Here is a 14,436-nt window from a genome sequence, read left to right as displayed (position 1 = left end):
CGGTGGTGTGCTGTGTCAGTCCAGCTGCGACTGGACCTCGGAGGCGATCAGCTCCAAATGCCCGAGATCGCCCAGGTCCAGGATCTGGAGGTAGAACCGGGTGGCGCCGAGCTCGGCGAAACGGCCGATCTTGTCGACCACCTCGGCGGGGGAACCGGCGAGGCCGTTGGCCTTGAGCTCGTCGACCTCACGGCCGATGGCCGCGGCCCTGCGGGCGACCTCGGCGTCGTCCCTGCCGACGCACGCGACGAGGGCGTTGGAGTAGACGATCTCGTCCTTGCCCCGGCCGTGCTCCTCGGCGGCCTCCCGTACCCGGCTGAACTGCCGGGCGGTGTCCTCCAGCGAGCCGAAGGGGAGGTTGAACTCGTCGGCGTACCGGGCGGCGAGCCGCGGGGTGCGCCGGGCGCCGAAGCCGCCGATGAGGACCGGCAGCTTCGCCTGGGCCGGCTTGGGCAGCGCGGGCGAGTTCTCCAGCGTGTAGTGCGCGCCCTTGAAGTCGAAGGTCTCCCCGACGGGCGTCTCCCACATCCCGGTGACGATCGCGAGCTGCTCCTCCAGCCGCGCGAACTTCTCCTTCGGGAACGGGATGCCGTACGCGGCGTGCTCCTCCGCGTACCAGCCGGCGCCCAGGCCCAGCTCGACACGGCCGCCCGACATCCGGTCCACCTGCGCGACCTGGATGGCGAGCACACCCGGCAGCCGGAACGTGGCGGCCGTCATCAGCGTGCCCAGCCGGATCCGCTTCGTCTCGCGCGCCAGGCCGGCCAGGGTGATCCACGCGTCGGTCGGCCCCGGCAAGCCGTCCGCGTCGCCCATCTTGAGGTAGTGGTCGGAACGGAAGAAGGCGTCAAAACCGAGGTCCTCGGTCGCCTTGGCGACGGAGAGCAGGGTGTCGTACGAGGCCCCTTGCTGGGGCTCGGTGAAGATGCGAAGATCCATGTCTCCATCCTGCACCTCGTCCCGCGGAATCGATCGCCAACCGGACACCGGGGCGCCGTTGCGGGACGCCGTCGCAGAGAGCCGGTCGCCAACCCGCCTTTGCCAGGGGGGAAGTGGTGGGGCCGTCCCCGTGACGGGCGCCGCGCCCGGCACTCACGCGCTGTCCCGCTGCGATGCCTCGACCGCCCGCAGGAGCACGCCGACCCGGTCCTTGGACTCGTCGGCGGCGTCGACCGCCTCGATGCACTGCCAGTACTCCGTCTCGCTCTCGGCGGTGCAGGCCACCGAGACCAGGACCATGCCCAGCTCCGACAGCAGCTCGCGCAGTTCGCGCAGGGCCCCGGCCGGCTCGCGCACCTCGGTGAGCATCGACGCGCGCGGCGGGCCGTACGCCACCCCCGGTGGCCCGGTGGCGCCGCACGCCCGCCCGCCGGCCTCGCAGACGGAGAAGCCCGGCGTCCGCAGCTCGGGCGCCCCGTGGAGTGCCAGGTGGCTGCCGATCGCCTCCGTCAGCGCCTGCACCTGCCAGGCCTCCGCCATCAGCTCGCGCTCGGTCCCGCCGCCCTTGAGCGCCTCCCGCGTCGCCCGGATCAGCCGTACCGCGTCCATCACGCACCTCCGCCCCGTCGGTCACCCGATCGATCCCGCTCCTTACTCAGAGTGACTGATCACGGCCCGTGACGGAAGTGGCCGGTTCCTGCCTGTGGACAACCCGCTCACCCGCAGGCGTGAACGGGGCACGCGCGTGGAGCGCCGTGTCTCAGTCCCCGGCCCCCGGCAACGGAAAGCGCAGCTCATTGCGGTCGATCTTGGCGGACAGCGCCTCGAGCACGTCGACGCCCAGCACCTCGCAGAACTGCAGCAGATACGCCAGCACGTCCGCCACCTCGTCCCGTACCCGGTGCGCGCTGTCGGCGTCCTCCATCACCCGGGCCGCCTGCTCGGGCGTGAGCCACTGGAAGATCTCCAGGAGTTCGGAGGCCTCGACGCTCAGGGCCGCGGCCAGGTTCTTCGGCGTGTGGTACGGCTCCCAGCGCCGGGCCGCCGCGAAAGCGGCCAGCCTGCGCTGCAGCGCGTGCAGATCCTCGGTCACACCCGCAGGTCTACCGCACCGCCGCAGCGGTCCGCGCCGGGGCCTGTCCGGCCGGGGATGACCCGGCAGGCGGGGATGACCCGGCGGCCGGGGATGGCCCGGCAGGCGGGGAAGCCGGGCCCGTCCCCTGGGCCGGTACGCGTTCCCGGTCCCCCGCCGCACTCCCGAGACGCAGCAGGGTGACACCCTCCGCCCCCTCGGCCACCGCGGCGTCGTGCACCGTCCCCAGCAGCCTGATGTGGCCGCGCTCGGCCACCTGCCCGGCCAGCGCCAGCAATTGCCGCGACTGCGCCCGGTCGAGACCGGCGTCGAGTCCGTCCGCCAGCACCGTGAGCACCTGCACGGCGTCCGGCACCTCGCCACTGGTGTCCACCTCCAGCACCCCGGGCCCGGTGAGCAGCACCAGCGCCAGCGCGAGGAAGCGCAGTTCCCCGTCGCCGAGCCGGTCCACCGGCACCAGCCCCAGCGGCCCCCGGTCGACGGCCGCCAGCACCGACTCCGCAAACGTCCCCGGATCCTCCTCGGGACGCCCGGCGGGGATCACCGTCAACCCCTCGACGGGCGGGCTGCACACCGCCCGAAGCGCGCCCACCAGCGCCGCGTGCCGCGTCCGGCACTCGCCCTGGGTGCGGCGCAGCACCGCGGACAGGTTGTCGCAGCCGCCACGGAGCAGGCCGTCCGCCACGCGGGCCGGTTCCCGCATCGCATACGGCCGGGGATCGACCGGGAACACCCCGCGCAGCGCGAGCACCGTCTGCTCGGCCGCGGCGAGCACCAGCCGCTGCCCATCGGTCGTGCCCGCGACGCGCAGCGGCAGCAGGGAGGTGGCCAGCCGGTCGTCGGGCAGCGGGGCGCGGGTGACCGGGACCAGCCCCGCGGTGTGCCAGGCCGCCTGCACCGTGCGCCGTCCCGGATCGCGCAGCGCGGTGGCGAGCAGCGTCTCCCCCGCACCGGTCAACCGCTCGCCGACGATCCGCAGTTCGGGTTCGGTCTGCACGGCGACGTCCAGCACCACGGGTCCGACCGCACCGTCCACCGTGCACCCGATGCGGAAGCCGCGCCGCCCCTCGGCGTCCGGCTGGGCCGCGTGGGGCACACACGCCGGGACTCCCCCGCGCACGCCCTCGAACGCCGCCCCCAGCTCCTCACCGGCGGCCAGCCGACCGAGGAGCCCGAGCCCCTCCAGGACACTGGACTTGCCGGTCCCGCTGGCCCCGGCCAGCAGGGTGAGCGGGCCGAGCGGGAAGCTCGCGCCGCGATGCGACTTGAACGCGGAAAGCCGCAGCTCGGTGACGACCGGGCGGTCACGCTTCGTGCTCATGGACGCGAACCTAGCGGCGCCGCCCCGTGCCGAACCGTTCCGCCGGGCCATCGGTCCTCCGAAAGTGGGTAAGCCCGGCGAGGCGATGGTTAATGTGGCGTGGTGACCAGATACGTGGCGCTCCTGCGCGGGATCAACGTCGGGCCGACGACCAGGCTCCCCATGCAGGACCTGCGCCGGCTGCTGGAGGAGATCGGCGGCACGGCCGTCCGCACCCATCTGCAGAGCGGCAACGCGCTGTTCGACCACGGGCCGGCCGATCCGGGAAAGCTGGCGCGCGGGTTGGAGGCGGCCATCGCCGCGGACTTCGGGCGGAACGTGCCGTGCGTCGTCCGTGAGGCCGCCGAACTCGACGGGGTCATCGCACGGAATCCGTTCGACATGGCGGGCGTCGATCCGGCGCGCTTCCTGGTGACCTTCCTGTCCGGACCGGTCGAGCCGGACCGGATCGCGGATCTCGACCCGGCCGACTTCGCTCCCGACGACTTCCGCCCGGGCGAGCGCGAGATCTACGTCCACTGCCCGGACGGGGTGCAGAAGACCCGGCTCTCGCACGCGCTGTGGGAGAAGCGCCTCGGTCTGACGGCCACGGCGCGCAACTGGAACACCGTGACCCGCCTGGCGGCCATGGCCGCGGAGTGACGGGACACGACTGGACACGATGTGGACGGCACGGAACCGCGCCGCCCTCCCGCTCAGCCCAGGCCCCAGCCCGTCCCGAGGCGGTACGCCGCGCACAGGTTCACGTCGAGCATGTAGGCCGCGGCCGTACCGCACTGGGTCGCCCCGCTGCCCGGGTCGACGGGCTGGCCGTGGCCCATTCCCGTGATGCTGTACGTCTCGACGGCCGCGGCACCGGAGCCGTCCCGGTACACGCGGTGCGGGAAGCCCGCGACGGTGTCGGAGACGTCGGCGGTCTGGTCGGCGCCGTGCACATCGGTCCACTGCCGCACCAGGTCGTCCATGTTGACGGGCTTGACCGTGTAGTCCGCGGTGCCCTGGAAGACGGTCAGCCGCGGCCAGGGGCCGCCGTAGCCCGGGTAGGCGGCGCGGACGCGGTCACCCCACTGCTGCGGCGTCTGCGTGGCTCCCACGTACATGCAGACGTACGGCGACCCCGCCGCCTGGGCGCAGCCGTACGGCAGCCCGGCCACGACGCCGCCCGCCGCATAGGTGTCGGGATACGCCGCCGCCATCACCGCGGCCATGCCGCCGCCCGCGGACAGCCCGGTGACGTACACCCGAGCCGCATCGGCTCCGGTGTCGGCGATCTGACGATCGGTCATCTGCTTGATGGAGGCGGCCTCGCCCTGGCCGCGTGCGATGTCGCCGGTCTGGAACCAGTTGAAGCACTGGCTGATGTTGTTCGCCGAGGTCTGCCCGGGGAGCACGACGGAGAAGCCCCAGCGGTCCGCGAGGGCGGTCCAGCCGCTCTGCGCGCCGTATCCCTGGGCGTTCTGCGTGCAGCCGTGCAGGGCGACGACGACCGGCCGGCCCTGCGGGAGCCCGGCGGGGACGTAGCGGTACATGCGCAGCGCCCCCGGGTTGCTGCCGAAGCCGGTCACCTCCTCGATCGTTCCGGCGGCGTGTGCGGGGCGGACGGGCGCCAGAACGGCGAGGAGCGCCACGAGGACGGCGAACAGGGCGGCGCGCGGGCTGCCCCGGCGAAGTGCGGCTCTGAGTAAGGTCATGCGCCGGACGGTACGAACGGACCGGCCCACGCGACATGGCCCGGGGCACCACATCGCGTGGGCCGCGCGTGGTGCCCCGGGCCGGGTCAGGCCCGCTGCGGCCGGCGGAGGGACGGGGGCTCCCCGCGGACCTCGCGGTAGTGGTCGAAGACGTACTCCAGGACGCCTTCGCCGCTGGTCAGCGACGGCAGTTGGCGTTCCAGGGCATGCACCTCAGCCGCCGGGATCTCGCCCTCCACGACGTACGACGTGCCCTGCGGCGCGGAGGAGCGCGGCACCGCGCGCAGCCGCGCGAGAACGGGAAGGACCGTGCCGTAGGCGTCCGCGGGGATGTCGAGGATGAAGCGGTGGACCGGCTCGCAGACACGGGTGCCGGCCTGCCGCAGCGCGCGCATCAGCACCACCGGGGTCAGGCCGCGGAAGTCCCCCGCGGTGCTCGACATGCTCTTGTCGAAGACGCCGTGCGCATGGCTCTGCCGTGCGGCGTAGCCCGAGTGGGTCATGGTGACCGTGCAGTCGACGACCCGCCAGCCGTTCAGCCCGTTGCGCAGCGTCTCGGTGACAGTCTCCTCCACGGCCCGGATGAACGCGTGGGGCATCGAGCCGAGTTCGACCTCCAGCCGGAACGCCACACCGCTGTCGACCGGAGCGGGGTCGACGCGCAGCCCGACGGTGGCCAGGAACGGATTGGAGTCCGTGTGGATGATCTCGGCGGCGGCTCCCGTTCCCACCGGCCGCTCGACGTGGATCGTCGTGGTCTCGTCGAAGGTGACGTCGACCCCGAAGTCGTCCGCCAGGGTCGCCTGGATGACCTCCTTCTGCACCTCGCCGTAGAGCGAGACGGCGATCTCCTCCCGCAGGTCGTCCAGCCGGACGTTGATCAGCGGGTCCTGCTCGGCGAGCCGGGTGAGGGCCACGTGCAGCGCGCCCGCGTCGCGGGGACGGCGCGGCACCACGACCGTCTCCAGCGTGGGCGGCGCAAAGTGGTGGTCCATGCCCGGCCCTGTGCGGGGCGGCGCGCCGATCGCGTCGCCGACGCGGATGCCGCCGAGCCCCCAGAGCCTGCCGATCTGCCCGGCGGCCACCGCCTCGCGGGGCACGTCCGTGCCGCGCTCGAAGACGCTGACGGCGGTGACCTTGCCCTCCTCCCCTGCGCCGTAGGGCAGACGGTCCCGTACCCGGACCGTGCCCGAGAACATACGGACGTGGGCGATCTTCTCCCCCGCGGGACCGCGTTCGATCTTGAACACGGTGCCCGAGACCGGGTCGCCCGCGCTGCCGGACGCCACGGGCAGCAGTTCGGCGATCCCGTCGACGAGGGCGTCCACGCCCGCACCGGTGACGGCCGAGCCGAAGTACACCGGATGGACCAGCGCACCGCGGGTCTGCGCCGCGAGGGCGGCCCGCAGCCGCGGGTACGGCAGCGCCGGCCCGTCGGCGACGTAGGCGGCGAGGAGCGTCTCGTCGTGGACGGACAGGACGTCGAGGAGCCGGGTGGTGAAGCCCGCGTCGGCCGGGCCGTACGGCGTGGAGCGCGCCTCCCGGGTGCCGATCGCCTCGACGCGGCCCATGGCCACGCAGGCCGGGGTGAGCCGGTCGGCGACCGCCCGCAGCACCTCGGTGGCACGTGCGCCGGCGCGGTCGGTCTTGTTGACGAAGAGCAGGGTGGGGATGCCCAGCCGGCGCAGTGTCCGCATCAGCACGCGGGTCTGCGCCTGCACGCCCTCCACCGCGGACACCACGAGCACGGCTCCGTCGAGGACGCCGAGCGCCCGTTCCACCTCGGCGATGAAGTCCGGGTGACCGGGGGTGTCGATGAGGTTGACGGTGATGTCGTCGCCGATGGCGAACGAGGCGACGGCGGATTTGATGGTGATGCCCCGCGCGCGTTCCAGCGCCAGGGTGTCGGTCCGGGTGCTTCCGTCGTCGACGCTGCCGAGTTCGTCGATGACGCCGGCGGTGTGCAGCAGCCGCTCGGTCAGACTGGTCTTTCCGGCGTCAACATGCGCCAGGATTCCCAGGTTCAGCACGTGCATGGAATGCCATGTCCTCCGAATAGGCGATGAATTCGGTCTGGGTGGACATGTGCAGTCCCCGCATGATCACGGCTCCCGGGTCGGTGCGCCCCGAGAGGGGCGCCTGTGACTGCAGTGCAGCAAAGACCGCGGCCCGGGGGCAACCGATTTACCCCCGGCCGGCGGCGGGTACGGGGTTGCGGGAATCAGGGGATGACGACCATGCGGAAGCGGGCGGCGCCCGACATCATGCGGCCGAAGGCGTCGTTCATGCCCTCCAGCGGCACCGTCTCGACCATCGGGCGGATCCCGGCGAGCGCGCTGAAGTTCATGGCGTGCTCGATGTCGCGCGAGGTGCCGGACGGGTGGCCGACGACTGATCGGGAGGTCAGGATCAGCTGGGCCGGGGTGATCGGCATGGGCTCGGGGGCGATGCCGACGACGATCAGTTCTCCGCGGGGCTGGAGCCCTTCGACCCCCGCCGCCATGGCCTGAGAGTTGGAGGCGGTGGCGAGCACTGCCACGGCGCCGCCGAGGGCCTGCAGTTCCTTGGCCGTGTCGGTGGCGGCGCTGTCGATGTAATGGTGGGCGCCGAGTTGCATGGCCAGGGCCCGCTTGTCCTCGCCTCGCGCGACCGCGACCGTCTCGTACCCCGACTTCGCCGCGTACTGCACCGCCAGGTGCCCGAGGCCGCCGATACCGATCACCGCGACGAGGTCGCCGGGCCGGGCGGCGCTCTTCTTGAAGGCGTTGTACGTCGTGACGCCGGCGCAGCCGAGCGGGGCGGCTTCGACAGCGGTCAGCCCGTCGGGGATCCGGGCCAGGGCGTTGACCGGTGCGACCATGTGGGTGGCGTAGCCGCCGTCGTACGCCCAGCCCGGGACCTGCAGGTTGCGGCAGTCGATGAAATCGCCCTCGCGGCAGGGCGCGCAGTGCCCGCAGTGGCCGCCGAACCAGCCGACCTCCACGCGGTCGCCGACCGCCCAGTGCCGCACGCCCTCGCCCAGCGCGTCGATGCGCCCGGCGACCTCGTGGCCGGCGACGAGCGGGAAGGTGATGTTGGGGAAGGCGTTGTGGACGAAACCGGCGTCGCTGTGGCAGACGCCCGACGCCTCGACGGCGATGCGCACGTGGCCAGGGCCCGGCTGCGGCAGTTCGCGCTCGACGATTTCGAATGGTCCGCCCGGTTCGGAAACCTGGGCCACTCGCATGGAGTTCATTGCCCGTCCGGTGAGTGAGAGCCGCGGCGCCCGTGGCGCCCTTCCCACCCATCGTGGCCCGGCGATCGCGATTTCTCGCGTCGAGCACCGGTCGCGGGACCGCTCGCCGCGGGGCGTAGGCTGCGCGCAACCGACCGAGGGATCGCCGTGAGACTGCCCGCCGACCTGCTCGACCTCCTGCATCGTCCGAGCCTGTGCTTCCTGGCGACCGCCATGCCGGACGGCTCGCCGCAACTGACCCAGACGTGGGTCGACACGGACGGCGAGCACGTGCTCGTCAACAGTGTGCAGACCCATGTGAAGACGCGGAACATCGCGCGGGACCCGCGGGTGGCCGTCGCCGTCTCCGATCCCGACGACCCGTCCCGCTACTTCCAGGTCCGCGGGCGGGTGCGCGAGGTCACCACGGAGGGCGCGGTGGACCACATCGAGAAGCTCTCGCACAAGTACACGGGCGGGCCCTACCCGTGGTACGGCGGCCGTGACCAGGTGCGCGTGATCTTCGTGATCGAGGCCGAGAGCATCAGCGGTACGGCCTGACCGCGCGGGTCCGCGGCCGCCGCGAGCGGCCGCGGACCCGGCCGGGCTCAGCCCGTGGCCCCGGGTACGCGGTCGATGACCGCGGCCAGGTCCGTGCCGGCCGGGAGGGTACCGAAGGCCAGGCCGCGGTCACCCGCGAGGCGGGAGGCGCAGAAGGCGTCCGCGACCGCGGCCGGGGCGTGCCGGACGAGCAGGGAGCCCTGCAGCACCAGGGCCAGGCGCTCGACCAGACGGCGGGCCCGCAGCGGGGCGTCCTCGGTGAGCACGAGTTCTCCGCGCACCTGGCGCCAGGCCTCGTCGAGGCGGGCGTCGGCGCCGGCGGCGGCCTCGACCTCGGCGCGGAAGGCCTCCAGGGAGTCCGGCTCACGGGTGAGGGCTCGCAGGACGTCGAGGGCGTTGACGTTGCCGGAGCCCTCCCAGATGCCGTTGAGCGGGGCCTCGCGGTACAGCCGGGGCATGCCGGACGCCTCGTCGTAGCCGTTGCCGCCGAGGCACTCCAGGGCCTCCGCGACCGCCGCGGGCTGCCGCTTGCACACCCAGTACTTGCCGACCGCCGTGGCCAGGCGCAGGAACGCCTGCTCCTGCGCGTCCCCGCCCCGGGCGCGGTCGACGGCTCCGGCGACGCGCAGCGCGAGGGTGGTGGCGGCCTCGGACTCCAGGCCCAGATCGGCGATGACGTTGCGCATCAGGGGCTGGTCGATGAGCCGGGCGCCGAAGACGGAGCGGTGCCGGACGTGGTGGGCCGCCTGGGCCAGGGCGGCGCGGGTGCCGGAGGCGGAGCCCAGGATGCAGTCGAGCCGGGTCATGGTGACCATCTCGATGATGGTCCGCACGCCCTGCCCCTCCGGGCCGACCAGCCAGGCGACGGTGTCGTCGAACTCGGGCTCGCTGCTGGCGTTGCTGCGGTTGCCGAGCTTGTCCTTCAGCCGCTGGATGCGGAACGTGTTGCGGCTGCCGTCGGGCAGCACCCTGGGCACCAGGAAGCAGGACAGGCCTCCGGGGGCCTGTGCCAGGACGAGGAACAGGTCGTTCATGGGCGCGCTGGTGAACCACTTGTGCCCGCGCAGCCGCCAGGTGCCGTCCGGCTGCTCGGCGGCGGTGGTGGTGTTGGCCCGTACGTCGGTGCCGCCCTGCTTCTCGGTCATCCCCATGCCGGCGAGGAGTCCGCGCTTGCCCGCCGGCGCCCGCAGGCCGGGGTCGTAGACGCGGCTGGTGAGCAGCGGCTCGTACACCGCCGCGAGGTCCGGCGCGGCGCGCAGCGCCGGGACGACGGCGTAGGTCATGGACACCGGGCAGCCGTGGCCGGCCTCGGCCGTGCTCCACACCATGAAGCCCGCAGCGCGGGCCACGTGGGCGCCGGGCCGGTCGTCGGCCCAGGGGGCGCCGCCGAGGCCCTCGGCGAGGGCGACCTCCATGAGCGCGTGGTACGAGGGGTGGAAGTCCACCTCGTCGACGCGGTTGCCGTACCGGTCGTGGGTGCGCAGCACCGGCTCGTACCGGTTGGCCTCCTCGGCCCAGCGCTGGACCTGCTCCGATCCGGCGAGCCGGCCCAGGCGGCGCAGGTCGTCGAGGTGCCACCCGGCCCCCTCGCGGCTTACGCCCTCCAGCAGCACGACGTCGTCGGCGACGTCGTGGCCCACCAGCGGCGGGGTCTGGTTGGTCACCTCGTGCGTGCGTGCGCTGGGGTTGCTGCGCGGCGCGGCGGCATCTGCGATCGCGGTCATGGCAGTCGGGCCCTTCGAAGTCGTGGGAGTCAGACGGCGGGCGCGGCGCCCGCACAGCGCAGGGACATCGCCACCAGTTCGGTGACGAGGTGGTCGGCGGCGGCGCCCTCGGCGGGGGCGGACAGCGGGTCCACCAGGACCTCGCCGATGGCCCCGGTCAGCGCCGCCGCGGTGACCTCGGGGTCCTGGCCGGGCAGCAGCCCGGCGGCGATCCCCTCGCGGATCACCTCGGCGAAGACCGCGCGGTAGCGGCGCCGGAAGTCGAGCCGCTGCTCGCCCACCGCCGGTTCCGCGGGGGCCGCGAGCAGGGCGTGGGCCAGCCCGCGGTTCTCCATGGCACGCCGGGCGAAGACGGTGACCCCGAGGGTCAGCCGCTGCACCGGATCGCCACTGCCGTCGCGGAGCACCTCGCCGAGCACCTCGACCTCGCGTCCGGATGCGCGGCGGAACACCTCGACCGCGAGCGCCCCCTTGGAGGGGAAGTGCTGGTACACCGTGCCGACGGACATCCCGGCCGCCGCCGCGACCGCGGTGACGGAGGCGTTCGCCCAGCCCACGTCGGCGACGACGGCCGTGGCCCGCGCCACCAGGTGCTCCCTGGCGGCGGCCAGGCGGTCCTGCACTGCGGGCGTCTTACGGTAGGCCATGGCAACAAGTGAAGCACCGTTCAGAGCTTCAAGCCACCCCTCGGTCAGCAGCGCCGCCCGCGGAGCCGGGCGAACGCGAGCGGCCGGAACCACGACCGGCGGATCCTCACTACGATCACGGACCATGGACTGGCTGGAGCGCATCGCGAAACTCAGGCAGTGGACCAGGAACGGCACGCGCGCTCCGCACAAACCGCTGCTGCTCCTGCACGCCCTCGGCCGGTTCCAGCAGGATGCCGACAGCGAGCTCCGGTACTCCGCCGCGGAGGAGGAGCTGCGGCTCCTGCTGAACGAATACGGGCCGCCCCACAGGACGACGCCCGCCTACCCGTTCCATCACCTGGTCAGCGACGGTGTGTGGGAGGTACGGACCGACCGCGGGCACGGCAGTCCCGGGAGCGGAGTGCGCGAACTCCGGGAAACAGGAGCCACCGGCCGGCTCGCGCCGGAACTCAGAGCAGCCCTGCGACGGGAACCGGAACTGCTGTCGCGCATCGCGCGGTTGCTGCTCGACCTGCACTTTCCGCCCTCGCTCCACGGCGAACTGTGCGAAGCGGTCGGCCTGGAGCCGGCGCCGGCGGAGGCCGAGCAGTTCTCAGCCGCGCGGCGGAAACGCGACCGGCGCATGCGCGAACTGGTGCTCTCCGCCTACGAGTACCGGTGCGCCTTCTGCGGCTACGACGGCAGGATCGGCGCGGTCCCGGTCGGGCTGGAGGCCGCGCACGTGCGCTGGTGGGCGTTCGAAGGCCCCGACGAGGTCGACAACGGACTGTGCCTGTGCTCGCTGCACCACAAGCTCTTCGACAAGGGCGTCCTCGGTGTCGGCGACGGCCACCGCGTGCTGGTCTCCCAGCGATTCGTCGGCCACAGTGCCGCTGCCCGCGAGCAGGTCATAGCCCTCGCGGGCCGTCCGCTCGTCGGCCCGCAGCCGGGAACGCGTCCCGTCGCGGCCGACCATCGTCTCTGGCACACCGGTCAGGTCTTCCACGGCGCTCCACGCCCCGCACCCGCGGGCTGACGCCAGAGGCGTCCCCGCACCCTGTTTTCGGGCCGTCCAGCCGGGCTTTGCAAGTCGGTGAGCATCAAATGAGCGTCACGAATTCCGACCATGCTTGCCCCGCACTTCGAGAACCGGTTGTTCTCGTTCACACCGCCTCCACCAGCGCCTGGACCGACATCGCGGCATGCACCCGGCCCTTGAGGCGGCTGCGCTCACCCTTGGACGTAGCGCCGAAGGCCGACGCCCACAAGTAGTGCACTACGGCGCGAAGTTGCCTCCGGCGCACGCGGTGGTCCCGAGGCACCCGCAGGCGGTCACCGCTCGGTGGATCCAGTCTCAAAGCTTGAGCACAAATTACACACATCCACTCTTCATACCGGCCCCGATGGTCTAGATTGACCTTGCTTCAGCCGTTCAGGCATGAGGCGACCAGTAATGATCTACAGGTTCGGCGCTACGGAAAGCCGGCAGTCGCGTCTCCGGCGCCAGACGTGGGGGTGATCAGTTCTTGGAGCCCGGGAGGGGGCCTTGGGTGCGGGGAGCCCCGAGGTTTCGACGGGTTCCCGCACACCTCGAGACTCCGGCAGAACACGCGAGTCTGCCGACGCCGGGGTGGGTTGTTCAAGTGACTCCGAAATAGCCGGGAGTTCACGGGCGGGGGGGCGGGGGCCTCCCGAGGGGAGGAACGGTGCGGGGGGCGGGGGCCTCCCGGGGGGAGGAACAGTGTTGGGCGAACACGTCGTACCACTGGGGACCTGGGGGGTTCTGTGCGGCATGGGGGACTAGTCAGCCCGTTTCCGTCGGCGCGCGAGCGTCTGGGGAACGGCGCAATCAACCAGCCCGCGATCGAATGGGAGCAGCGGTACCGCCGTGCCGTGATCACCAGCGATACCGTGGCCACCGCCTTCGTGGTCACCGCGATCGGCGGCTTCTTCGGGGTCCGGGACGCGGCCAACTGGCACGAGAAATGGGGAATTCTCGCCTTCGGCACCGAGCTGCTGGTGCTGGGAGCGCTTGCGGTGAGCCGGTCGTGGACTCCGGCCGTGCTCGGCCAGGGCGCCGAGGAATTCCGCCGGCTCGGACGCTCGCTGTGCACGGCGGCCGTCGTGCTGGCGCTCGGCGGGGTCGCCGTCACCTCGCGCAACATCAAGCTCTGGATCTTCGTCGCGATCCCGGCGATCGCACTCGTCACCATGACCGAGCGGTACCTGCTGCGCCTCTGGCTGCACAAACAGCGGAAGGAAGGGCGGTGCCTGCGACCGGTGCTCGCTGCCGGGAGCCCGGCCACCGTGCGCGACCTGATCACCCGAGTCCGCAAGTTCCCGCACCTCGGCTGGCAGGTGGAGGCGGTGTGCACGGCGGACACTCGCGGGCTCGACGGTGACCACCTGGACGGGGTGCCGGTCGTCGGCCGACTGACCGACGTCGCGGGCCACGTCCGCCGCAACGGCTACCGTGTCGTCGCGGTCACACCGGACCCCCACTGGTCACCGGACAGGCTGCAGCGGCTGGCCTGGAACCTCGAGGGCAGCGATGCCGAGATGGTCGTGGCCCCCGTGCTGATGGAGGTGGCCGGCCCGCGGCTGCATGTCGACGCGGTGCTCGGGATCCCGCTGCTGCGGCTCAGCATGCCGACCTTCACCGGGGGCCGCCGGGCGGTCAAGGAGGTCGTCGACCGGATGGGCGCGGCGGTCCTGCTGATGCTGTTCGCGCCGCTGATGGTGTTCGTCGGGCTGCTCGTGCTGGCGGACAGTCCGGGCGGGGTGTTCTACCGCCAGCGCAGGGTCGGCAAGGACGGTCGCGAGTTCACCATATTCAAGTTCCGCACCATGGTCGCCGGGGCTGACAGGGCACGTGCCGAGCTGGCCGACCGCAACGAGGGTGCCGGCCTGCTGTTCAAGCTCCGCCGGGATCCGCGGGTGACCCGGGTGGGAGCGGTGCTGCGCCGGTACTCGATCGACGAGCTCCCGCAGCTTTTCAACGTGCTCACCGGCTCGATGTCCCTCGTCGGTCCGCGGCCTCCGTTGCCGGAGGAGTCCGCTGCGTACGGCCCGGACATCCGGCGGCGACTTCTGGTCAAGCCCGGACTCACCGGCCTGTGGCAGATCAGCGGACGCAGCGACCTGCCGTGGGACGAGGCGGTCCGGCTGGACCTGCGGTACGTGGAGGACTGGTCGCTCGCCCTGGACACGGTGATCTTGTGGAAGACGCTGCGTGCGGTGCTCTATGGGCAGGGGGCCTACTGA

The 14,436-nt window shown here is 72.5% G+C and carries 13 protein-coding genes; 4 read left to right on the top strand and 9 right to left on the bottom strand.

The genetic code is table 11. The annotated features are described in order from the left end of the window. Positions 1–15: 15 nt before the first annotated feature. The 4 genes from ACWDAS_RS13325 to ACWDAS_RS13310 all read right to left on the bottom strand — a co-directional run bounded on the left by ACWDAS_RS13325 (position 16) and on the right by ACWDAS_RS13310 (position 3,353). Positions 16–939 carry an LLM class F420-dependent oxidoreductase gene (locus tag ACWDAS_RS13325; RefSeq protein WP_450389324.1) on the bottom strand — a complete coding sequence of 308 codons (924 nt, stop codon included), beginning with the start codon at positions 937–939 and terminating at the stop codon, positions 16–18. Positions 940–1,092: 153 nt separating this feature from the next. Then, positions 1,093–1,548 (bottom strand): DUF6099 family protein, encoded by a 456-nt coding sequence (locus tag ACWDAS_RS13320; protein ID WP_450389322.1) that lies wholly within the window; start codon positions 1,546–1,548, stop codon positions 1,093–1,095. Between the two features lie 151 nt (positions 1,549–1,699). Continuing rightward, entirely contained in the window at positions 1,700–2,032 is a 333-nt protein-coding gene (locus tag ACWDAS_RS13315) for a nucleotide pyrophosphohydrolase (RefSeq protein ID WP_450389320.1), read from the bottom strand. Positions 2,033–2,042: 10 nt separating this feature from the next. After that, positions 2,043–3,353, bottom strand: a complete 1,311-nt coding sequence (locus ACWDAS_RS13310) for an ATP-binding protein (protein WP_450389318.1) — start codon at positions 3,351–3,353, stop codon at positions 2,043–2,045. A 102-nt stretch (positions 3,354–3,455) separates the two neighbouring features. Between ACWDAS_RS13310 and ACWDAS_RS13305 the strand changes: the two genes are divergently transcribed. Beyond that, on the top strand, positions 3,456–3,995 hold the full coding sequence (locus ACWDAS_RS13305) for a DUF1697 domain-containing protein (protein ID WP_450389316.1): 540 nt from the start codon (positions 3,456–3,458) through the stop codon (positions 3,993–3,995). Positions 3,996–4,048: 53 nt separating this feature from the next. On the opposite strand, the gene ACWDAS_RS13300 is transcribed toward ACWDAS_RS13305, so the two are convergent. The 3 genes from ACWDAS_RS13300 to ACWDAS_RS13290 form a co-directional block, all read right to left on the bottom strand. Continuing rightward, positions 4,049–5,044 carry an extracellular catalytic domain type 1 short-chain-length polyhydroxyalkanoate depolymerase gene (locus tag ACWDAS_RS13300; protein WP_450389314.1) on the bottom strand — a complete coding sequence of 332 codons (996 nt, stop codon included), beginning with the start codon at positions 5,042–5,044 and terminating at the stop codon, positions 4,049–4,051. Between the two features lie 86 nt (positions 5,045–5,130). Then, positions 5,131–7,080 carry a GTP-binding protein gene (locus tag ACWDAS_RS13295; protein ID WP_450389312.1) on the bottom strand — a complete coding sequence of 650 codons (1,950 nt, stop codon included), beginning with the start codon at positions 7,078–7,080 and terminating at the stop codon, positions 5,131–5,133. A 185-nt stretch (positions 7,081–7,265) separates the two neighbouring features. Continuing rightward, complete coding sequence (locus ACWDAS_RS13290; RefSeq protein ID WP_450389310.1) at positions 7,266–8,279, bottom strand: alcohol dehydrogenase; 1,014 nt, start codon at positions 8,277–8,279, stop codon at positions 7,266–7,268. A 147-nt stretch (positions 8,280–8,426) separates the two neighbouring features. On the opposite strand from ACWDAS_RS13290, the gene ACWDAS_RS13285 reads away from it, so the two are divergent. Further along, positions 8,427–8,819: a PPOX class F420-dependent oxidoreductase gene (locus ACWDAS_RS13285; RefSeq protein WP_450389308.1), complete on the top strand. Its 393-nt coding sequence runs from the start codon at positions 8,427–8,429 to the stop codon at positions 8,817–8,819. A 47-nt stretch (positions 8,820–8,866) separates the two neighbouring features. Here ACWDAS_RS13285 and ACWDAS_RS13280 read toward each other — a convergent pair whose 3' ends face one another. Continuing rightward, positions 8,867–10,543, bottom strand: coding sequence for an acyl-CoA dehydrogenase family protein (locus ACWDAS_RS13280; RefSeq protein WP_450389306.1), 1,677 nt, complete (start codon positions 10,541–10,543; stop codon positions 8,867–8,869). A 29-nt stretch (positions 10,544–10,572) separates the two neighbouring features. Beyond that, entirely contained in the window at positions 10,573–11,190 is a 618-nt protein-coding gene (locus tag ACWDAS_RS13275) for a TetR family transcriptional regulator (RefSeq protein ID WP_450389304.1), read from the bottom strand. 124 nt (positions 11,191–11,314) lie between these two features. Between ACWDAS_RS13275 and ACWDAS_RS13270 the strand changes: the two genes are divergently transcribed. Together ACWDAS_RS13270 and ACWDAS_RS13265 are read left to right on the top strand one after the other, a co-directional pair. Further along, positions 11,315–12,208, top strand: a complete 894-nt coding sequence (locus tag ACWDAS_RS13270) for a phosphorothioated DNA-binding restriction endonuclease (RefSeq protein WP_450389303.1) — start codon at positions 11,315–11,317, stop codon at positions 12,206–12,208. Positions 12,209–12,957: 749 nt separating this feature from the next. After that, complete coding sequence (locus ACWDAS_RS13265) at positions 12,958–14,436, top strand: sugar transferase (RefSeq protein WP_450389301.1); 1,479 nt, start codon at positions 12,958–12,960, stop codon at positions 14,434–14,436.

The sequence above is a fragment of the Streptomyces sp. NPDC001070 genome, assembly GCF_053598835.1.
The sequence above is the reverse complement of the archived record's forward strand: the minus strand, read 5'-3'. Positions and strand labels throughout refer to the sequence as shown.